The 20,829-nt window shown below is 32.5% G+C and carries 17 protein-coding genes; 12 read left to right on the top strand and 5 right to left on the bottom strand.

Going from position 1 to position 20,829, the window contains the following annotated elements; translation table 11 throughout:
• Nucleotides 1-2: 2 nt before the first annotated feature.
• From CELAL_RS20470 to CELAL_RS20455, 4 genes are read left to right on the top strand one after another with little or no spacing between them, the layout of a single operon-like run.
• The gene (locus CELAL_RS20470; RefSeq protein ID WP_013552818.1) at nucleotides 3-2,075 is read left to right on the top strand and encodes a HEAT repeat domain-containing protein; all 2,073 of its coding nucleotides are present in this window, start codon (nucleotides 3-5) and stop codon (nucleotides 2,073-2,075) included.
• Complete coding sequence (locus CELAL_RS20465; RefSeq protein WP_013552817.1) at nucleotides 2,068-3,498, top strand: glycosyltransferase family 2 protein; 1,431 nt, start codon at nucleotides 2,068-2,070, stop codon at nucleotides 3,496-3,498. Before CELAL_RS20470 ends, CELAL_RS20465 begins: the two co-directional genes overlap by 8 nt.
• Before the next feature lie 2 nt (nucleotides 3,499-3,500).
• The gene (locus CELAL_RS20460; RefSeq protein WP_013552816.1) at nucleotides 3,501-5,891 is read left to right on the top strand and encodes a sulfatase-like hydrolase/transferase; all 2,391 of its coding nucleotides are present in this window, start codon (nucleotides 3,501-3,503) and stop codon (nucleotides 5,889-5,891) included.
• A gap of 46 nt (nucleotides 5,892-5,937) precedes the next feature.
• Entirely contained in the window at nucleotides 5,938-7,125 is a 1,188-nt protein-coding gene (locus CELAL_RS20455) for a YaiO family outer membrane beta-barrel protein (protein ID WP_245529665.1), read from the top strand.
• A gap of 411 nt (nucleotides 7,126-7,536) precedes the next feature.
• Here the strand turns inward: CELAL_RS20455 and CELAL_RS20450 are convergent, their stop codons facing one another.
• Nucleotides 7,537-8,400, bottom strand: coding sequence for a sigma-70 family RNA polymerase sigma factor (locus tag CELAL_RS20450; RefSeq protein ID WP_013552813.1), 864 nt, complete (start codon nucleotides 8,398-8,400; stop codon nucleotides 7,537-7,539).
• 144 nt (nucleotides 8,401-8,544) lie between these two features.
• Here CELAL_RS20450 and CELAL_RS20445 point away from each other — a divergent pair, with 144 nt between their 5' ends.
• The 5 genes from CELAL_RS20445 to CELAL_RS20425 all read left to right on the top strand — a co-directional run bounded on the left by CELAL_RS20445 (nucleotide 8,545) and on the right by CELAL_RS20425 (nucleotide 13,773).
• The gene (locus CELAL_RS20445; RefSeq protein ID WP_013552812.1) at nucleotides 8,545-9,057 is read left to right on the top strand and encodes a DUF6155 family protein; all 513 of its coding nucleotides are present in this window, start codon (nucleotides 8,545-8,547) and stop codon (nucleotides 9,055-9,057) included.
• 86 nt (nucleotides 9,058-9,143) lie between these two features.
• Nucleotides 9,144-10,688, top strand: coding sequence for a DEAD/DEAH box helicase (locus CELAL_RS20440; protein WP_013552811.1), 1,545 nt, complete (start codon nucleotides 9,144-9,146; stop codon nucleotides 10,686-10,688).
• Between the two features lie 8 nt (nucleotides 10,689-10,696).
• Complete coding sequence (locus CELAL_RS20435; RefSeq protein WP_013552810.1) at nucleotides 10,697-11,926, top strand: glycosyltransferase; 1,230 nt, start codon at nucleotides 10,697-10,699, stop codon at nucleotides 11,924-11,926.
• Nucleotides 11,927-12,048: 122 nt separating this feature from the next.
• Nucleotides 12,049-12,891, top strand: coding sequence for a 1,4-dihydroxy-2-naphthoyl-CoA synthase (locus CELAL_RS20430; RefSeq protein ID WP_013552809.1), 843 nt, complete (start codon nucleotides 12,049-12,051; stop codon nucleotides 12,889-12,891).
• Nucleotides 12,892-13,158: 267 nt separating this feature from the next.
• Nucleotides 13,159-13,773 carry a DEAD/DEAH box helicase gene (locus CELAL_RS20425; RefSeq protein WP_013552808.1) on the top strand — a complete coding sequence of 205 codons (615 nt, stop codon included), beginning with the start codon at nucleotides 13,159-13,161 and terminating at the stop codon, nucleotides 13,771-13,773.
• Between the two features lie 216 nt (nucleotides 13,774-13,989).
• On the opposite strand, the gene CELAL_RS20420 is transcribed toward CELAL_RS20425, so the two are convergent.
• Nucleotides 13,990-15,318 carry a serine hydrolase domain-containing protein gene (locus tag CELAL_RS20420; protein WP_041557847.1) on the bottom strand — a complete coding sequence of 443 codons (1,329 nt, stop codon included), beginning with the start codon at nucleotides 15,316-15,318 and terminating at the stop codon, nucleotides 13,990-13,992.
• A gap of 259 nt (nucleotides 15,319-15,577) precedes the next feature.
• Here CELAL_RS20420 and CELAL_RS20415 point away from each other — a divergent pair, with 259 nt between their 5' ends.
• Genes CELAL_RS20415 through CELAL_RS20405 form a run of 3 tightly spaced genes read left to right on the top strand, consistent with a single transcriptional unit; the run spans nucleotide 15,578 to nucleotide 18,209 of the window.
• Nucleotides 15,578-15,997: a 3D domain-containing protein gene (locus CELAL_RS20415; RefSeq protein WP_052304027.1), complete on the top strand. Its 420-nt coding sequence runs from the start codon at nucleotides 15,578-15,580 to the stop codon at nucleotides 15,995-15,997.
• A gap of 35 nt (nucleotides 15,998-16,032) precedes the next feature.
• Nucleotides 16,033-16,704, top strand: a complete 672-nt coding sequence (locus tag CELAL_RS20410) for a peptidoglycan recognition protein family protein (RefSeq protein WP_013552805.1) — start codon at nucleotides 16,033-16,035, stop codon at nucleotides 16,702-16,704.
• Entirely contained in the window at nucleotides 16,701-18,209 is a 1,509-nt protein-coding gene (locus tag CELAL_RS20405; protein ID WP_013552804.1) for a M14 family metallopeptidase, read from the top strand. The genes CELAL_RS20410 and CELAL_RS20405 overlap by 4 nt, the downstream gene beginning before the upstream one ends.
• 2 nt (nucleotides 18,210-18,211) lie before the next feature.
• Here CELAL_RS20405 and CELAL_RS22445 read toward each other — a convergent pair whose 3' ends face one another.
• The 3 genes from CELAL_RS22445 to CELAL_RS20395 all read right to left on the bottom strand — a co-directional run bounded on the left by CELAL_RS22445 (nucleotide 18,212) and on the right by CELAL_RS20395 (nucleotide 20,623).
• Entirely contained in the window at nucleotides 18,212-18,388 is a 177-nt protein-coding gene (locus CELAL_RS22445) for a hypothetical protein (protein WP_013552803.1), read from the bottom strand.
• A 173-nt stretch (nucleotides 18,389-18,561) separates the two neighbouring features.
• A complete protein-coding gene (locus CELAL_RS20400) occupies nucleotides 18,562-19,389 on the bottom strand; it encodes an OmpA/MotB family protein (RefSeq protein WP_013552802.1) in 828 nt (275 codons plus the stop codon).
• A 142-nt stretch (nucleotides 19,390-19,531) separates the two neighbouring features.
• On the bottom strand, nucleotides 19,532-20,623 hold the full coding sequence (locus tag CELAL_RS20395; RefSeq protein ID WP_013552801.1) for a vWA domain-containing protein: 1,092 nt from the start codon (nucleotides 20,621-20,623) through the stop codon (nucleotides 19,532-19,534).
• Nucleotides 20,624-20,829 lie beyond the last annotated feature (206 nt).

The raw sequence follows: 20,829 nt of genomic DNA, 5'->3' as shown, positions 1-20,829 counted from the left end.
ATTTGAAGTTCCCCCAACTTAAAATAGTTCATTTAATAAGTACCCCGAAGATCCATACGGATATTTTGTGGGATTTATCTGCTTTGTTTGTAATTCTTGCAGGTGTATATTTTATTGCTATCTTTTTTTTTAGAAATAAGTTTTTAAAAAAATCAGCGGATACTAACAGGCGTAAAAATATACTAGCTCCATTGGTGAGCGAGTTTTTATTTTATCAAGAACAAGAGGGATCTAAGGATGAAAAGAAAAGTTATATTCAGAAAAAAGTAGCAATAAGAGAGCTTATTAAAGATCCTGAAAATGAAAAGGTTTTAACAGAGATACTGCTAGATCTTAAAAAAGATGTTTCAGGTGATACCAGAAAACAGTTATTTAAATTATATAAAGATTTAAACTTAGAAATTCGTGCCTTTGAAAAGCTTAAAAGTTGGAAATGGCAAAAAATTTCCCAAGCTATGTTTGAGTTAACACAAATGCAAGTAGCAGAATCTTATAGCTTTATTAGTGGTTTTATAAATGATAAAAGATCGGTAATCCGTAAGCAGGCAGAAATTTCTTCAGTAACACTAGATAGCAAAGGTATTTCCTATTTCCTTGATACTACCGTGTATCAAATATCAGAATGGCAACAGTTAAAAATTTTAGAAGTACTTTCTAATTATGAAGATTTTAAACCACCACGTTTTTACAAATGGCTTACCTCTAAAAATAAGCATGTTGTTTTATTTTCATTAAGACTTATAAAACATTATGATCAAGATGATTCAAGAGGCTCTATAATAGCTTTGATTCGTCATAGAAATAGTAATATAAAGTTAGAAGCTATTCACTGTATAAAGCAATTTTATATGGAAGAAGCAAAACCAACCTTAAAGGCTGCTTTTTGGCATAATAAGACAAATATTAAGCTAGCAATTTTAGATACCTTGGCCGAATTTGGTGATAAAGAAGAGATTTTGTTTTTGCTAGATGTAGCGAATAAAGAAACTAATTTCACGGTAAAAAGTAAAGCCTTAAGTGCTATAAACGCTATTCAACCAGAATATATAATCCCTACAGAAGATATAGAATTATTTGATGAGGACGCGGAAGAACCACCATTAAATTTTAATACAACTACACGAATTACAGCGGATAATGAAAATCTGGCAGAACAGTTACAAGAGTCGCAAGAGATTTCTGAGGGTACATTGCCACAAGTAGATATTATAGATAGGATGTATGCCGCTATGGTAGAATTTGTGCCTAAAGAAGCTCCGCTAAATGAGCAATTGGTAGATGAAGATTTTTCAGAGTCGGCGGTAGAGCAGCTTCTCCAAGAGGAAGCTACCCTTATTAATCTTCAAGATCTTCCGTTTGAGGAAGAAATAAATACGACAATAGAGCATCCAGTAACAGAATTCACAAGTAATGAAGATGAGGCAATTTCTGTTATTTCGGAGGAAGATAATTTTGAGGTTTGTAATGCTACAAAGGAATTATCGGCAAGCTATCAAAGTATTTTTAAATCCTTGTTCGAGAAATCAGATGATGAATGTAAACTATTGCTGTTAGATGAGATGATTACATTGGCCGATGAAAAAGATATTGAGTTTTTAAATAGTTTACAAAATTATCCTAACAATGAAGTCAAATCTAAAGTTACATTTATAAAAGCTGCAGTCAATGAAAGGCTAATGTTGGCACAAGCGGAGCTTGAAATAGAACATTTAGTTAAAAAAGTACCTAATGAGGTTTTAAAGAATTCTTCTTTACCGCTTAATGGCAATGTAGAAATCAAGGGAGATAAAAATGAATTAAAACTATCTAGTAATCTAGGTGTAGTAGATGGTTTAAAATCTTTAGAATATTGTTTTTTAGTAGAAGAGAAAGATTTCAAAGAATCAAAGAACTTAGGTCTTTTCGATTTAAATTTTGAAGTCGATTTAACCTCAGAAGAACTTCGGGATAACGTTGCCGTTATTGAGGAGGCTAAGCTTATAAAACACGAGCAAGCATTGACTAAGGAGGAGCAAGGATTTTTTCAGCAATTATTAGATTTTCCTGCCACTGTAATAGATAAACTGCATGGATAGCGGTTTTTTAAATATCATTTTAGAGTATATAAACATTGTTTTTTTTGTGTTTACAAGCGTGCTATTTACCCTTTTTACCGTGATGGGGTATTTATCTACGAGAGGTTCGTTACATTATAAAAATAAGAATAGTTTTGGAGATTTATCAAAGGTTATGGCTTCTCCGTTAGCGCCAAGCCTTACAATAGTAGCGCCCGCATTCAATGAGGGTATGACTATCGTAGAAAATATTAGATCACTTTTGTCCTTAAAATATGTCAACTACGAGGTTATGGTAGTCAATGATGGGAGCAAGGATGATACCTTACAAAAAATGATAGATGCCTATGATTTAATAAAAATCAATAGGCCTATAGATCCAAATTGGAAGTCTAAACCTATACGAGGAATATATAAATCTACGCAACAATCCTTCTCTAAACTTACTGTAATAGATAAAGAAAATGGAGGAAAATCTGATGCATTAAATACAGGAATGCAGCTTTCTGAAAATCAATATATTGGTTGTATAGATGTAGATTGCTTATTGCTTCCAGATGCTTTGCTACATGTTGTTAAATCTTTTTATCAGCGCTCAGAGAAGAGAGTTATTGCAGTAGGGGGTGTTATTCGCGTTGCTAATTCTTGTGTTATTAATGGAGGAGCATTAGAAGAAATTCGATTACCAAAAAATTGGTTAGCAAGATTTCAACTTTTAGAATATACGAGATCTTTTTTATTAGGGAGAATGGCTTTTGGTCGTATGGATAGCCTTTTAATTATTTCAGGTGCTTTTGGTTTTTTTGATCGTGAAATAGCATTGGCATGTGGTGGTTATGATACTCATACTGTAGGAGAAGATATGGAAATTGTTTTTCGTATGCGAAGGTATATGGTAGAAAATAAATTACCACATACGATTGAATATATTCCCGATGCTTTATGTTGGACAGAAGTTCCTGAAAGTAGAAAAATATTAGTAAACCAACGAGATCGGTGGTCTAGAGGTAATTTTGAAACCCTCTACAAACATAGAGATATGTTCTTTAATCCTAAGTATGGTAGATTAGGAATGATAAGTTATCCGTACTGGTTTTTTTATGAATGGTTAGCACCTTTGTTAGAATTTTTTGGGTTTTTCTCCATCATTTTATTTTACTATTTGGGTATATTAAATGTTCCTTTTTTTATAGCGATTACTACAATGATTTATATGTATTCCATCATGTTTAGTTTCTATGCTATTCTTTGGGAAGTATACTCTTATAATGAATATAAAAAAGTGAAAGATATTTTGATCTTGATGGGATGTGCACTTATTGAACCTTTTGTTTTTCATCCTATTGTTGTCTTTGCAGCAGTACGAGGAAATTATAAAAAACTATTTAAAATTAAGTCGGGTTGGGGAACAATAACGCGTAAAGGATTTGCAAAAACGGCATAGGTATGGAGGTTAAGGTAAACATACTTCGCAAAGCGACATTAAGGGGGTATACTAGGTTAATTCTAGCATATCTGTTTTGCCTTGTGTTACTTTGTGTTTATCAGTATGTTACACTTTATGGTAAAGGGGTTACAGATCAAATTTTTGGAGTGAGTTTTTTTCTTGCTTTAATCCATCATATAGGTTTTAGTTCATTAATTGCATTAATTTTTGTACTTCCATATCGTTTATTAGAGCATGTAAAACCTCGGCTAGGAATTAAATTTATTTTTACAATTTTAGTTCTCCTTCTATGTGTTGAGACACTACTAATAGGATACTATACCGTTGCTTATGTTCCTTTAGGTTCAGATATATTGGGGTATTCAATTCAAAGTATTTTGAATATCATTTTTAAATCAGACATTTTTGGGATGTATGTTGCAGGTATTTTTGCGGTCTTAATCTTTACTTTTTATACCTTTTTTAAATTTACAGGTTCATTTTATCACTATATCAGCAAAATGTTTCCGTTTACTATATTTTTAATGAGTTTGTTTTTGATGACGCTATTTACAGAACGAAAGCCTATAAACGATAATAAGACTCAATATCTAGCATACAATTTAATTTCTACTTCTTTAGATAAGACCGATTATATAGCGAAAACGGAATTTCCATTACTCAAGGAAAATGTAGATAAAGATGTCTTAGGAACATATTTTAACCTTAAAGAAGAAGCACCAAATTTTGTTTTTATTATTGTAGAAGGTTTGGGTGAAGATTTTGTTGGTATAGATGCTGAGTTTGGTGGTTTTACACCATTTATTGATGAGTTAACGCAAGAATCACTCTATTTTGACCATTTTTTGAGTAATACAGGAAGAACATTCGGGGTAATTCCATCCCTATTAGGATCGTTGCCGTTTGGCAAAAACGGATTCATGAACCTGAAAGATATGCCCAATAAGGTTACTCTATTTAGTGTCTTAAAAAACAATGGGTACCATACTAATTTTTATATGGGGGCTAATAGCTCTTTTAATCATTTAGATCAATTTTTAAGAAGTGAGAATATAGATGTTCTAGTTGATAGAAGTAAGTACGAGCGAATCTATAAATTACAACCAACAGACGCTGCAGGTGCTTCTTGGGGCTATCCTGACAAGGAGCTGTACAAAAAAGCAATGGCTGTTTATAGGCCAGATAGTATTCCAAGGTTAGATGTTTTTATGACCTTAACTACGCATGAGCCTTTTTTATTGCCAAATCAAGGTTTTTATGATGCTAAAGTAGCGGCTATTCTAGAAACTTCTAACCGCTATGAAAAGCGTACGCGTAAATTGATAGCGAAAAATAAGGCTATTTTTAGTTGCTTGCTTTATGGAGATGAAGCACTCCGAGATTTTATGCTTGCTTACAAAAAGAAACCCTCTTATAGCAATACAATTTTTGTGATTACTGGTGATCATCGTTTGGTCCCTATTCCTCAGAACAATACTTTGAGTCGCTTTCATGTGCCCATGTTATTTTATAGTCCGTTGTTAAAAGAACCTAAAAAAATTAGTGCGGTGTCTTCTCATTTAGATGTTGTGCCTAGTATTTTGGCTATGCTCTCTAAAAAATATAACATTAAGTTACCTAAAAAAACGTCTTGGCTAGGTAGTGGTCTAGATATGCATGCTGAATTTAGAAGCGCTAAAAACATTCCCTTAATGCGAAATAAAAATGAGCTCAATGATTTTATAGCAAAGGAGTGCTTTTATAGTAGTGGTAATTTATTTAGCATTAGAAAGAACCTGGTATTAGAGGAGCTTGATGTGGATACCCGTAATTATGAAGTGCTTTTAAATAATTTTAAAGGTTTAAACGCTTATGTTACTAAAGAAAATAAGATTCTGCCAGAAGAGTATGCGCCTTATAAGGTTGAAAAAAATAAATTTACGAGTGAAGAGATTGTTTGGATAAATAGTCAATTTAATGGTAGAGATTTTGATAATGCCTATGAAACAGCAAGGCAATTTGCTTTTGATGGTCGGTATGATAAGGCTTTATTGTTAATTAATTTTATACTGTCAGAAGTGCCAAGTCATATCGATGCTAAGATTTTAAAAGGACGTGTAACAGCTTGGAGCGGAGCCTATAAAGAAGCTTCATTGATTTTAGAGGAATGCCTAGAAACTAATCCTAATTATGATGATATCTATCTGGCAATGTTAGATATTTATTTTTGGTCCGATACAAATGAAAAAGTCTTGTTTTTGTATGAAAGGATAGAAGATAATAATATAAAAAGTAAAGAAGTTGGTAAGAAGGTAAAACGGTCGTATCAAATAGTACAAAAAAAAGGAAAAGAGTCCAACACCTTAATTGTTAACGCTAATATAGAAGCATATATGGCTTCAGAAATATAAAATGTTCATGAAAATAATCTACATAGTATTGGTTATGTGTCTAACAATGTTTAAGATTAGCGCTCAAAAATTGGCATATTCTGGCAATGCAGATGCTTCCTTTTTAAATGCCCGAGAAATTGCTTTTACGGGAAATAGGGCAGAGGCTAGAGATACCTTACGCTTAATACTTTCTAAATACCCTAATTATACAGATGTACGTACCTTATTAGCAAAAACATATAGTTGGGATGGTGCATATGATGAGGCTAGATTACAATTCAATAAAATAACCTCTTCCGATAAAAACAATAAAGATGTATGGGTGGCAGCTATAAAGAATGAAATCTATGGTAAGAACTATAGTACGGCCATAGGCTTGTCTAATAAGGCTTTACTTTATTTAAAGGAAGACATAACTATCATAGGGTTAAAGGAAGAGGCTATCCAGGCTATTGAAAAGTTACAACGTATAGCGTTATCTGTTCCAGAATTAGATAGTACTAAGGCTAGTGTATTAGAGCCCAAGAATAGTATTGATATCTCTGGGAGTATAGACGTTTTTAATAAAGTGTATGACCCAATGTATCTGACGAGTATAAGTTATACTCTAAAAACAAAATATGGGAGCATCATCCCTAGAATAAACTATGCTAATAGATTTAATACTAGTGGCATTCAATATGAAGTTGATGCATACCCTCAATTTTCTAAAAAAGCATATATGTATGCTAATTATGGTTTTTCAGAAGCTGGTATTTTTCCTAAACATAGAGCAGGAGCAGAGCTTTATGTAAACTTGCCAAAAGCTATGGAAGTTTCTTTAGGTGCGCGTTATCTTAATTTTATTACAAGTGATGTTTATATTTATACTGCTTCATTTGGTTTATATAGTGGTAATTACTTTTTTTCGCTTCGTCCCTATATAACCCCGTCAGAAGGGAATAGCTTTAGTGTCTCAGGAAATATTTTAGCACGTAAGTATTTAAAAGATAATTATAATTATTGGGGAGCCAATTTTAGTTATGGCTACACTTCCGATATTAAGCAGTTTAAGAGTGGAACCACATTACTAGCAGAAACTTTGTTGTATTTAGAAACTCAGCAGCTTAATTTAGAGTATCAATTTACGTTTAGAAACAATCCTAATACCTTGAAAACAATGGCAGGTGTTACGAGACAAGAATTAAGCTTTGATCCAGGAAGCTTCTTTATTGCAGGTACTGTAGGTTTTATCTATCAAGTTAAGTTTTAAACGTACGTCTTTTTTTCTCCGATTTAATTTGACAACATTTTTCAGCAGTTTCACCACATTAAATTGTAACACTTCAACTATTCATATACATTTATAGTGTAATTAACCCAAATCTTTTAATTATGCTTTACGATACCTACGGCGAAGAATATTTATCATTCTTACAAGATCTCAATGAGATATTAAGCTTAAATGAATTAGTAGAATTAGATTTCTTTTAAAAAGAGGAAGTAACGTACAAAAAAAATAAACCTATGGCAAACAAGAATCAAGAAAACTCAGCTTATGTAAATTTCATCAATAACTTGAATGAAATATTAGGAAATTATAATATAAACGAATTAAGTCGTTCTTAGAAAAAGAGAATTGTACCAATAAAAAAGGCTCGCAAATTGCGAGCCTTTTTTTATTTTAACCTAAATAAGTTTTAAGTATTTTACTTCGAGAATTGTGTTTTAATTTACGAATAGCCTTTTCTCTAATTTGACGTACACGCTCACGTGTTAAATCAAAAGTCTGACCTATTTCTTCTAAAGTCATAGAATGCTGATCACCAATTCCGTAATAAAGTTTTACTACATCTGCCTCACGTTGTGACAAAGTCTCTAACGCTCTATTGATTTCAATATTTAAAGACTGCTGTAATAATTGTTTATCAGGATTAGGAGATTCTCCAGAACCAATCACATTGTATAAGTTAGAATCTTCACCTTCTTTTAAAGGAGCATCCATTGATACGTGTCTTCCCGTATTTTTCAAAGACTGCTGTACTTCACTCACGGTCATTTCTAATTCTTTTGCAATTTCTTCTGCAGAAGGAGGTCTTTCATGTGCTTGCTCTAAATAAGAAAAAGCTTTTTTAATTTTGTTGATAGAACCAATTTTATTCAACGGTAACCTAACAATACGCGATTGTTCTGCTAGTGCTTGTAAAATTGCTTGTCTAATCCACCAAACGGCATATGAAATAAATTTAAACCCTCTTGTTTCATCAAAACGCTTGGCAGCTTTTACTAAACCAACGTTTCCTTCATTAATTAAATCGGGCAATGTTAAGCCTTGATTCTGGTATTGCTTAGCAACAGATACTACAAAACGTAAATTTGCAGTAGTTAATTTTTCTAAAGCTAATTGATCACCTTCTCTAATTCGTTGCGCTAAATCAACCTCCTCATTTGCGGTTATTAAATCTATTTTGCTGATATCTTGCAAGTATTTATCTAATGATTTTGACTCTCTATTAGTAACCTGCTTAATTATCTTTAATTGCCTCATATATCTATCTATTGTTCGAACTTACATTATACGTTTTAAAAAAGACATTTCCTAATATATGGGTAAATAACGGTCTTATTTATGAAAAATTTAAGGAATCAGAAAAGTTGTCTCCAAATTTTCTGCAGCTTATCTTTGTAACCTATGAGTAAGACGGCCCTAAAGAAATTTGTATCAGATGCACCAAAAGCAGAATTGGAAGCACAGCTCGTAGATTTATATGTACGGTTTCCTGTGGTCAAGGAATATTATGATTTTATCTTTAATCCAAAAGAGGATAAGCTAATTCAAGATGCTAAAATTAAAATTTCAAATGAATATTTTCCTGTGCGGCGTAAAAGAGCGCGTGGCCGAAGATCTATTGCTCAGAAATTTATAAAGCATTATTTAAAATTAGGTGTAGAGTCTCATTTATTAGCAGATTTAATGCTATATAATCTAGAAATAGCTCAATCTTTTTCTTCAGAAAAGAATGTAGCAGATACATTTTATAAAAGCATGCTCAACTCATTTGATCAGGCCATAATTTATATTTCCCAAGAAAATTTATTGCAAGATTTCAATAAACGCATTGCAATTATTTATACGTCAGTAGAAACACAACGTTGGCCAAATCTTGAGGATTTTTCCAGAGTTCTCGATAAAATCGATGTATAAATATTTATTTAAGAACTAATATTATATTTAAGCAGAAAAATCTTCTAGTTTTGTAAAATTGGCATTTTCGTACGTAAGTGACAGAAATGACCTCTAAAAACTTAAAAATAGGGCAGCATTTGAAAGTACAAAATCATACAACAGAAAAGACGCTTTACGATTATCAGTTAGAAGATTTAAACACAATTTTTAAGTTTTTAAATGATTCTAATGATAATGTTAATCTCTTATATCAATTACCTACTGGAGGCGGTAAAACAGTAGTTTTTTCAGAAATAGCACGTCGTTTTATTAACGAACGTAAGAAAAAAGTTATAGTGCTAACCCATCGGATAGAATTGGGCGCTCAGACTTCTAGAATGCTAAAAACATTCGGTGTTAAAAATAAGGTAATTAATAGTAGTGTCAAGGAGCTTGTAGATCAAAACGAATACATGTGTTTCGTTGCCATGGTAGAGACACTAAATAATAGACTTCAAGAAGAAAAAGTAGAACTTAACGATATAGGTCTTGTAATTATTGATGAGGCTCACTATAATTCTTTTCGTAAACTTTTTAAGTATTTTGAGAATGCAGTTATCTTGGGAGTTACAGCCACTCCGCTAAGTTCAAATATTAAACTTCCGATGAAAGATAATTACAAGAAGCTAATTGTCGGAGAATCTATACAATCCTTAATCGATAAGAATTTTTTAGCAAAAGCAGAAGTTTACCATAAAGATGTAAGCTTAAAAACGCTTAAATTAGGTGTTGGTGGTGATTATACAGTAAAGTCTTCTGATGAACTTTATGGTAATTATGGTATGGTTACTAAGTTAATATCAACCTATGAAGATATAGCAAAGGGTACAAAAACATTAATTTTTAATAATGGTATCAATACATCACGCTATGTGTATGAATCCTTTAAAAAAGCAGGCTATACCATACGTCACCTTGATAATAAAAATACGGCTACAGAGCGTAAAGAAATTTTAAAATGGTTTTCTGAAACTCCAGGCGCAATCTTATCCTCTGTGAGTATTCTTACCACTGGTTTTGATGAACCTACTGTAGAAACTATCATCTTAAATAGAGCAACCAAATCACTCACCTTATATTTTCAAATGATTGGTAGAGGTTCGCGTATTTTACCAAATAAAGATAAATTTACGGTAATTGATATGGGGAATAATGTAGCGCGTTTTGGCATGTGGGATGCTCCAATTGATTGGAAGGAAATTTTTCTTTTTCCAGACTTTTATCTTGAAAATATTAGAAATGATGAAGAAATTGAGCGTGATTTTGTTTATGAAATGCCAAATAGTTTGCGCGCTGAATTTTCTAAATCTGCAGATATAAGTTTTGATGTAAAAGAAGAGTATAAAAAGGTTTTTGCAGAAGGTAAAAAATCTAAACTAGTTTTAGAGCGCAGTATAAACCAACATGCTAGAATTTGCATTGAAAATAGTGAAGATGTTTTTGATGCTCGTATTCTTGCCAAGAAACTCAAAGATGATATTGAATACCGTGTTCGTTTATATTCGTATTGTATTATGAACAATACTAAAAATTATAAAGAGTGGTTGGCGGAAGATTATGAACGTAAATTACGTTTAAAAATCTCACAAAAATTTTCTGAGAAACTATAGCTATACGAATGCAAAAAGTGCTATTTATAGGCGTTAATTGGCCAGAGCTAACTACTGCTGCAGGAACTAGAATTATGCAGTTACTTCAGGTTTTTCTTCAGAAAGATTACCAGGTTACATTTGCAAGTACGGCGTCTGAGTCTCAGTTCACGTTAAATTTTAAAAGCTTAAATATATCCAAGGCAAAAATTGAATTGAATAGTGCAACTTTTGATCTCTTTATTTCAGATTTACAGCCCGATGTTGTTCTTTTTGATCGTTTTATAATTGAAGAACAATTTGGATGGAGAGTTGCGGAACAAGTCCCTAATGCGGTGCGTATTTTAGATACAGAAGATCTGCATAGTCTGCGAACTATACGGCACGAATTGTTTAAGAAAGACCGTCCATTTTCTACCTCTTTATGGCTTCAAAGTGATATGGCTAAACGAGAATTAGCAAGTATATTTCGCTGTGATATTTCATTGATTATTTCAAGTTTTGAAATGCAACTTTTACAAGATGAAGCTAGAATAGATCCAGTACTCTTACGGTATGTACCTTTTATGGTAGTAGCCCCTACGGATAAAGAAATTGCGCAGTATCCAAGTTTTGAAAATCGAAAAGATTTTATCTGCATAGGTAATGGCAAACACGCCCCAAATATTGATGCAGTACTTTGGTTAAAAACAAGTATCTGGCCACTTATAAGACAGTGTTTGCCAGAAAGCAAAGTACATATTTACGGGTCATACCTTTCTCAGCAAGTTTTGGAAATGCACAAACCAACTGAAGGTTTCTATGTTCAAGGCTTCACGGAACATTTAGAAGATACTTTTACTCATGCAAGGTTAAATTTAGCTCCTCTACGTTTTGGAGCGGGAATAAAAGGTAAATTGCTAGACAGCATGCGCTTTGGTACTCCTAGTGTTACTACGCCCATTGGTGCAGAGGGCATGGCAAATAAGCTACCTTGGAATGGAGAGATTTCTATAGATGAGACTGACTTTGCAACTAAAGCTGTAGCGTTGTATACGGATGAACGTAAATGGCAAGAGGCCCAGCTAAATGGATTTGCTATTCTCACTAGAAATTATGATGCCGCTAGTCTGTCAAATCAATTTATGGAAACTCTCGTAGTGCTTCAAAATAACCTTCAGCTTCACAGGGAAAGAAATGTAGTGGGGAGTTTATTGCAACATCAGAGCATGCAAGGTACCAAGTACATGTCTAAGTGGATTGAGCTAAAAAATTCTTAGAAACCGAAGCTGTCATTTGAAGCATTCTAAAAACGGTTTGAAAGTCTTAAAAGACCATTAGTGTTTCACTAAACTATCCATATATTTTCTCTTATCTTTACGGCATTAAAGTGAAATTCAAAATGAAAAAAATCGACTGGAAAACGGTAAAGGAGTTTGAAGATATTACCTATAAAAAGTGTGATGGAGTTGCGCGTATTGCTTTTAATAGACCAAATGTGCGTAATGCATTCAGACCAAAAACCACGAGTGAATTATACCAAGCATTTTATGATGCGCAAGAAGATACCTCAATAGGGGTTGTTTTGTTAGCCGCAGAAGGACCATCAACGAAAGATGGTGTGTATTCTTTTTGCAGCGGTGGCGATCAAAGGGCTAGGGGAGATCAAGGATATGTTGGTGAAGATGGCATGCATCGTTTAAATATATTAGAAGTACAACGCTTAATCCGCTTTATGCCTAAGGCAGTTATTGCGGTGGTTCCAGGTTGGGCTGTAGGTGGCGGACATTCTTTGCATGTGGTTTGTGATTTAACGTTGGCGAGTAAAGAACACGCTATATTTAAGCAAACAGATGCAGATGTTACTAGTTTTGATGGCGGCTATGGTTCTGCATATTTAGCAAAAATGGTAGGTCAGAAAAAAGCTAGAGAGATTTTCTTTTTAGGGAGAAATTATTCTGCTCAAGAAGCATTTGAAATGGGAATGGTAAACGCTGTGATTCCACATGATGAATTAGAAGATACTGCTTTTCAATGGGCACAGGAGATTTTAGAAAAATCGCCAACATCTATTAAGATGCTTAAATTTGCTATGAATTTAACAGATGACGGTATGGTAGGGCAACAAGTATTTGCTGGTGAAGCTACGCGTTTGGCATACATGACAGAGGAAGCCAAAGAGGGTAGAAATGCCTTTTTAGAAAAGCGTAAGCCAGACTTTGGTAAAAACAAATGGATTCCTTAATAAATAGGATAGCAAATAAGATACTATAAAATCAGTTTCAATTTAGGGAATTAAAAAAGACCTATTCAGTTAAGAAAAGGCCTTTTACGAGAACACTATATGAAAATGAAAAATTTTATTTCGTTTTGATTACACTGCTAAAGTATAGAAGATATACACTTTTTGAAAACTATTGTTGTGAACACCTCAATTTTTGTGGTGAATGTTTTAAAAGGTGTTATTAGGCATAAAAAAGAATAGAAAAAATTATTACGAATACACGAAACTATGTCGTTTAAAAAATTACAACCAGAATTAAAAGAAGTTTTAGCTAATCAAGGAATTACGAAGTATACAGAATTTCAAAAAGCAGTACTTTCCAAAATAAAGGGCGGTGCAAGTGTTTTTGGGATTGCACCAGAAGGTGCAGGTAAAACTACAGCTATTGTTATTGCAGTTCTCCAAAAATTAGAATGTAAGCCTTTTGAAGATGCTCCTCGAGCATTGATTTTTGTAAAAGATAAAAAATCTGCCCTTGAGTTGGCAGCAGAGTTTGATAAGTATATACGAAGAATGGATTTGCGGGTGTATTGTGCATACGATGAGCAAAATTTAGAGGACCAACGTGCCGATATTTATGATGGTGTAGATGTGGTTATAGCAACACCAAAACGTTTGAATAAAATATTCTATTTAAACGGAATTAATCTAGGAGCTCTTAAGATGTTTATGGTTGAAGATGCGGAGTTTTTAATTAAAGCTAGTGCATATTCTGATTTGATTAGAACACCAGAAAGTCTTGAGAAATGTCAATATGTAGTTTTTGGAACTGAATTTGATGAACGTATGACGCGCATGCAAGATGCATTTATGGCGAATGCCCACATTGTAGAAACAAAATAAAATACAAAATGTTTATAAATTAAAAAAGAGCTTTAACCATTGGTTAAAGCTCTTTTTACGAGAACACTATATGAAAATGAAAAACTAATCTAATATCTTAACTACACTATAAATTTAATACTCAAATACGTGTTCTCGAAAATATTGTTGTCAACTAAGGAAAAGTTGTGGTGAGTTTCTTAAAAATTGTTTTGTACTGAAATTTTGGTTTATCTATTACTCGTTTATAGCACTTATAATCTCACTTAAAAATTCATTAACATCAAAAGTAGGGTTTTCGGCTAGTCCCATTCTTACGACAACTAAATCTTTAGATGGGATGACAAATACATATTGTCCTTGAAACCCGTTAGCAGAAAACATATCTCTGGGTACATCGGGAAACTTACCCCCGGCATTTAGCCAGAAATGTGCACCATACACACCCTCAGAGTTTTTTGTTGGCGTGGTGATATAGTTAACCCAGTTCTCATCAAATAACTGCGTACCGTTCCAATTTCCTTTGTTAAGGTATAAAATGCCAAATTTAGCCCAATCACGCGTGGTTGCCCAAGAATAAGAAGATGCTATATAATTACCATCCATATCTGCTTCCAATAGCATAGAATTCATTCCAATTTTATCGATTAAAGTTTTATATGGAAAATCTAAATAATCCTGACGATTGGCAAACCGATCTCTTAAAATTCCAGATAACAAATTTGAAGTTCCTGAAGAGTAATTCCACGTTTCCGTTGGTTTGGCTACAGCTTCTTTTTCTACTTGAGCTTTCGTCATGTCACTATCTAAAAAAAGCATTTTTGTTACATCAGAAATTGTTGTGTAATTTTCATCCCAAGCAAGTCCGCTTTGCATGCGTAATAAATGGTTTAAAGTAATATTTTTTCGTTCATCATTTTGCCAAGCAAGTATAGGTGCAGGAGTATTTAAATCTATTTTACCTTCATATTCCAACATTCCATATAAAGTAGCTAAAATACTTTTAGTCATAGACCATCCTAATATCCGCGAATCTTTATTAAAACCATCAGCATATTTTTCAGCAATAATTTTTCCTTTATGATAGACTAATACCGTACGCGTTTTCTTTACCTCAGCATCTGAAAAACTGTGTGCTATTGCGGTATTTAATTTAGGAAAATCTACATGATTAAATAAGATATCTGCAGGTTTTGAGCTATCAAAAGGAAAGTTTGTAGCTTTTGTAATTGCTCTGTTTGGTTGTAAATAAGGTTTGTTTTCGTCATAGGTATCATTAACTAATACACAGCCCAAACCTTCTCTATAAACTGTTTTTCGAGGCATTAATCCAAACACTGTTCCTGTTGTACTATTTTTAGCTACTTTCACATCTGCTAATTTTATAAGAGGTACATTGTTATCATTTTTAGCTACGGATGCAGCTGTTCTTTTACCGATAAAAATGCTAGAAGCCATATTTTTTGATGCAAAACCAGCAATTAAATTTAATTTGGGATAGTTTAAGTATCCAATCACAAGTAATGCAAGAAGAAGAAAAAGCAACATCATTTTGAAAATTCTCATTTAAAATGGATTTGTAGATTTATTGTATCTTTAAATAAAGCATAAATATAACTAATAAAGTAGGGCTACAACAGCTTTACTTATTTTAGGAAAAAGCACTACTAGTTGCGTGTTATTTAAGTGGTGGTATTCTTAAAAAAAAACACAAGCTAACAATACTATTAAATTTTCATGTATCTGATAGGTATTCTAAGTAGTGAATTAAGGTTTTAACTTCTTAATAAAAATAGTGATAATGGTTTTAAAACGATGTTATTATATGTTATTTGCACTGGTTTTGCTGGTTGGGTGCAATGGAGAAGAAAAGCAGCAATTAGATTTGCATGATTGGCAACCTATTAATGTAACCGTAACTGCTTATAATTCTTTGCCAAGGCAAACCACCGCTTTAAATGCTAATATTGCAGCTTGGGGAGACACACTAAAACCAGGAATGAAAACTATTGCAGTTTCTAGAGATTTAATGAGAAAGGGACTGAAGTATAATACTATGGTGCGGATAGATACCTTTCCAGATACATTTTTGGTAAAGGATAAAATGCACTTTAGACACCGAAATAAAATAGATGTTTATATGGGAGTTAATAAGAGAAAAGCAAAAGAATGGGGTAAAAAAAAACTAACTATTTTTTATTTAAAAGAAAAAGATAGTAGTCTTTTGTCTGCTGCATTAAAATAATTCAAAATAGCATTAAACTTATAGTAATTTAAATAATGAAAAAATATCTTTTGTATATAGTGCTGTTCTTTACGGTGGTGTCTTGTGCTATAAAACGAACAATAGTAGAGAAACCCATACTTTTTGATGCTGAGCGGGAGCAGCTAACTTTGGAATATATGAAAGATAGGTATGGTATTGAAACGCCTACATCAACTATAGCTCCTAAGATGGTTGTACTTCATTGGACTGTTATTCCTACTTTAGAAGGGTCATACAAAGCTTTTTATGATGCTAAGCTACCTAATTGGCGACCAGATTTAGAAAATGTAAGCGGGTTAAATGTCTCTTCACAATTTTTAGTAGATCAGGATGGTACCATTTATCAATTATTACCAGAAACAACAATGGCGCGCCATGTTATTGGTTTAAATCATTGTGCTATTGGTGTAGAAAATGTTGGTGGAGCAGAAGATATGCCACTGACAAGAAAACAATTAAAATCTAATATTTGGTTGGTAAAATATTTGAAAGAAAAATATGATATCGACTATGTAATTGGTCATTATGAATATACTAATTTTGAGGACCATGAATTATGGCTCGAGAAGGATGCTTCGTATCGCACGGCTAAATCAGACCCAGGAGAACGATTTATGAGAAAAGTACGCAGGGCAACTCGAAAATTAGAATTTAAATCAGTTCCAAAAAAAATAAATAAAAAATGAAATTACAGCTTCTTTTAATCACACTTATTGTGAGCTTAACTGCTTCTTGCCAATCAAAAATAAAAGGAGAGAGTGCAAAAACAAATCCGGTTATGCAAACCAATATAACAACGGAACTCTATGATACCTATGATGCTTATAAAGAACCAACCTTAACTAAAAGAAGAATAAAGCATAATGAAATTCAACCTTTAATAGACAAGTTTAGAACTAAAGAGGGGTATACCGTTAAAAAAGTGGGAACCTCTATAGAGGGTAGGCCATTATCTCTCATAAGTGTAGGTAGTGGTGAGACCAATGTTTTTCTATGGTCTCAAATGCATGGAGATGAGCCTACAGCTACGCAAGCTATTTTTGATATTCTTAATTTTTTAGATAGTAATGAGTTTCAAACAGAGAAAGAATCAATTTTGAGTAACTTAACATTACACTTTTTACCCATGTTAAACCCTGATGGAGCAGAGGTGTTTACGCGTAGAAATACGCTAGGAATAGATATAAATAGAGATGCACTTGCTTTACAGTCACCAGAAGGAAGAACATTAAAAAAGGTAAGAGACAGTTTAAATGCAGACTTCGGATTCAATTTGCATGATCAAAGTACTTATTACAATGCAGAACGTACCGATAAACCTGCTACAATTTCATATTTAGCACCTGCTTATAATTATGAAAAAGAGATTAATGATGTACGTGGTAATGCCATGAAAATAATTGTTTTTATGAATAGAATAATTCAGAATTATGCCCCAGGCCAAGTAGGAAGATATAATGATGATTTTGAGCCAAGAGCATTTGGAGATAATATTCAAAAATGGGGGACAAGTGCTATCTTAATAGAATCTGGAGGCTATAAAAACGATACAGAAAAACAAGAAATTAGAAAACTGAATTATGTATCTATCTTATCAGCTATATATACAATATCTACCAAAAGTTATTCAGAGATTGCTATAGCGGACTATGATAAAATACCAGAGAATGATCGTAAGCTTTTCGATTTAAAAATAGAAAACATAAATTATGAGCTTTTAGGAAAGACGTATACTTTGGACTTAGGGATTCAAAGATTTGAAACGGATAAACTTAACCACCAAGATTTCTGGGTTTCCAGTAATATTGTAGAACAAGGTGATTTGTCTACCTATTATGGGTATGAAACCTTTGATGCTTCTGGTTATACCGCAACCCTAGGTAAACTGTACCCAAAGCGTATAGCCACTATGACAGAGTTTTTAAAATTAGATGCTTACGAGTTATTAAAACAGGGGTATTTGTATGTTGTTGTAGACGGAATTCCTGAAAAAATTACGGAATCTCCTATGCCTTTGAATATTACAAGAGGTACTTATAAAACCGCAGCAACGTTAAGATTAGCAGTAGGAGTTAACCCTTCTTTTTTATTAGAAAAAAATGGATCTTTAGACTACGCTATTGTTAATGGGTATTTAATAGATTTAAAATTAAAGAAAGGCGCCTTCAAAAATGCTTTAATTTTAAAGTAAAATTACTCGTATAAATAGCCTAATGTTATACTAGTATTAGCATAATTTATTAAAAGCGATACTAACATTATGGCAAGTAAAACAGCTATAAAACTAAATACCGCAATGGCGAGTGTTTTAATCCAGTTAGACATTCCGTGTAAAGAACTTTGTTCTATAATTTGATACATAACATTCATACGAATTCTTTTTTAGTGTTACATAGCTCAAAATAATAAGTAGGTAAGGAGTTTAGGGTAATCCTTTATTATAGAACAATTGAGAATTAAAATACCCTACCTCAACACTTAAAAACAAAAAAAAGGGGAAGCTGTGAAGCATCCCCTTTTTTTAATAATTTTAAAGAACTTTATTATAGATTTTCAGAATCTAATAAAGCAAAGAATTTATCTAAGTTAGGAATAATAACTATTCTTGTTCTTCTGTTTTTAGATCTATTTTCTTTAGAGTCATTTTCAACTAAAGGTAAAAAACTACTTCTTCCTGAAGCAATTAGCTTCTCAGGAGCTACATTATATTTTTTCTGTAAAATACGAACTACAGAGGTTGCTCTTTTTACACTTAAATCCCAGTTGTCTTGAAACATTGGAGTTTGTATAGTTCTAGAATCTGTATGACCTTCAACCATAACTTCCATACTTGGTTCAGAATTGATAACATCAGCAATTTTCTTAAGGATATTATTTGCTTTGTTACTAACCGTATAGCTACCACTGTTAAAAAGTAATTTATCAGAAATGTTAATCATTACAACAGTTTTGTCAATATTGATATTCACATCATCTTCATCGTCAGCGATAGATTTCTTTAAGTTATAAGAAATTGCCAAGTTAATAGAATCTTCCATTGTTTTAGCGTTTGCTAAAAGAGCTGGATCTACTTTACTTAAAGTAGCTTTCATTTTCTCTTTAGTCTTATTACTCATAACAGTAATATCATCAACAGAACTATACTGAGAATCGTTTACTTCTTTTAATGAATTTATTTTATCATTATACTCAGTTACTCTAGCTTCAATTTTAGTCATTTTAGCTTCAAGGTCTTCTTTTTCAACTTGAGTCTTAGTTAAAATGCTTTTTGTATTATTTAGATCAGATTCTAATGCTACATATTTTTTCTTCGATACACATGAGCTAAAAGCAACAATCGATAAAACGGTGATTACAGATAATTTTTTCATTTTAAAATTTTTAGTTATTTCTAATAAACAATGTCATTCTTGGTTAATATCTACGATGAAAGTTTGGAAAAAGACGTCTTGATTTAAAAAAACAAAGGCTACCCAAATAGGGTAGCCTTGTAAAATATTGTTAATCTGATAGTTATTCACAACCACCAGTAAAACCATTTGCACTAAATTTTGTTTGTACAGCACCTTGTAAACTACCTGATGTTACTTGTATCGCTAAATTATTGTCGCCACTACCATCACGTTTTGGACTACAATATTCAAAAAGATAGAAGCTATTTGCTCTTTGCGATACCAAATAAGAAATGTCATTAAACGTTGTTTCTAGTTCTGCTTTATTACCTGCAAATACACTAGATGTTTTTCCTATGCTCGCTAATACCTCTGTATCTATCTCACTACCTAAGCCAATTGTAAAGTATGAAATATTCAAGCTTGCATTCTTTACTTTGTCTAAAGCAGCCTTTTCGGTATAACGAGATGCTTGATCCGTTCCATCAGTAAATATTACAATTGAAGCAGCACCAATAATATCATTATTTTTTGTTTCTTTAATTAATTTTTCTGCTTTTTCAGTAGATTTTATTACCGCACCATATAAATCTGTAGATGGGTCATTACTAATATCATCTGTAATAGCATCAATAGAAGCAATTAAATCTTCCTTAGAAGAGGTGAGATCATTTAGTAAATGAAGCTCATCTTCGCCATCAAACCAATAGATTGCCATTTTGTTAGATTCAGATTCTACTTCTGGCATTACATTATTGACAAAACTAACTGAGGCAGTTTTCAATTCTTGTAGACTACTGCTTAATACACTATTACTTAAATCTAAAACTAATAATGTGCTGTTATTAAATATTTGTGCATTAGGAGAAATCCTTGCTTGTGCTTCTGAAGTAGAAATTTTATTAAAACAATCATCATTTCTACCTTGCTCGTAAATGGTGAATTGATTAGCTGTTAGTCCTGGTACAGGATTACCTTCTGTATCTGATACTTTAAAGAATATAGAAACTTTTCCAGGTAGTGTAGTAAATTGATCTTGTATAGATAGGGTAAGTTGACTGTCTCCTAAATCTAAACAAGGATCTACAGTAGATCCTTCCCCTAAATCTGAACCTGAGCTTGGGTTAAAAAAAACATCGTTATCAGCATTTCCACAAGAAAATAGCGTAAACAAAACGATAAGATAAATTGATGACTTAAATAATATTTTCATTTTCAATTTTTTAAATGTTCAAGCGTTATAACGCTTATTGTGCTACAAAATTATGTATATGTTTTTGATAATCTGTTAAACATTGTTAAGATTTATTCTTACCCTTAATTTTAACTCCTATTAAAACTATGTTAAAAAGTGTTGTTAGGCAGTAATTACATCAAAAAGCCCAGTATTTTCAATACCTTGTACTCTTATGTTCAACA

This window comes from Cellulophaga algicola DSM 14237, assembly GCF_000186265.1.
GTDB lineage: Bacteria > Bacteroidota > Bacteroidia > Flavobacteriales > Flavobacteriaceae > Cellulophaga > Cellulophaga algicola.
The sequence above is the reverse complement of the archived record's forward strand: the minus strand, read 5'-3'. Positions and strand labels throughout refer to the sequence as shown.

Bases quoted from the DNA above. Each gene is read 5' to 3' on its own strand.
- CELAL_RS22445 (WP_013552803.1), bottom strand. From the start codon at position 18,388: ATGAATGTTATGTATCAAATTATAGAACAAAGTTCTTTACACGGAATG.
- CELAL_RS20400 (WP_013552802.1), bottom strand. From the start codon at position 19,389: ATGAAAAAATTATCTGTAATCACCGTTTTATCGATTGTTGCTTTTAGC.
- CELAL_RS20435 (WP_013552810.1), top strand. From the start codon at position 10,697: ATGCAAAAAGTGCTATTTATAGGCGTTAATTGGCCAGAGCTAACTACT.
- CELAL_RS20455 (WP_245529665.1), top strand. From the start codon at position 5,938: ATGTTTAAGATTAGCGCTCAAAAATTGGCATATTCTGGCAATGCAGAT.
- CELAL_RS20440 (WP_013552811.1), top strand. From the start codon at position 9,144: ATGACCTCTAAAAACTTAAAAATAGGGCAGCATTTGAAAGTACAAAAT.
- CELAL_RS20420 (WP_041557847.1), bottom strand. From the start codon at position 15,318: ATGAGAATTTTCAAAATGATGTTGCTTTTTCTTCTTCTTGCATTACTT.
- CELAL_RS20450 (WP_013552813.1), bottom strand. From the start codon at position 8,400: ATGAGGCAATTAAAGATAATTAAGCAGGTTACTAATAGAGAGTCAAAA.
- CELAL_RS20405 (WP_013552804.1), top strand. From the start codon at position 16,701: ATGAAATTACAGCTTCTTTTAATCACACTTATTGTGAGCTTAACTGCT.
- CELAL_RS20395 (WP_013552801.1), bottom strand. From the start codon at position 20,623: ATGAAAATATTATTTAAGTCATCAATTTATCTTATCGTTTTGTTTACG.
- CELAL_RS20410 (WP_013552805.1), top strand. From the start codon at position 16,033: ATGAAAAAATATCTTTTGTATATAGTGCTGTTCTTTACGGTGGTGTCT.
- CELAL_RS20430 (WP_013552809.1), top strand. From the start codon at position 12,049: ATGAAAAAAATCGACTGGAAAACGGTAAAGGAGTTTGAAGATATTACC.
- CELAL_RS20425 (WP_013552808.1), top strand. From the start codon at position 13,159: ATGTCGTTTAAAAAATTACAACCAGAATTAAAAGAAGTTTTAGCTAAT.
- CELAL_RS20465 (WP_013552817.1), top strand. From the start codon at position 2,068: ATGGATAGCGGTTTTTTAAATATCATTTTAGAGTATATAAACATTGTT.
- CELAL_RS20415 (WP_052304027.1), top strand. From the start codon at position 15,578: ATGTTATTTGCACTGGTTTTGCTGGTTGGGTGCAATGGAGAAGAAAAG.
- CELAL_RS20445 (WP_013552812.1), top strand. From the start codon at position 8,545: ATGAGTAAGACGGCCCTAAAGAAATTTGTATCAGATGCACCAAAAGCA.
- CELAL_RS20460 (WP_013552816.1), top strand. From the start codon at position 3,501: ATGGAGGTTAAGGTAAACATACTTCGCAAAGCGACATTAAGGGGGTAT.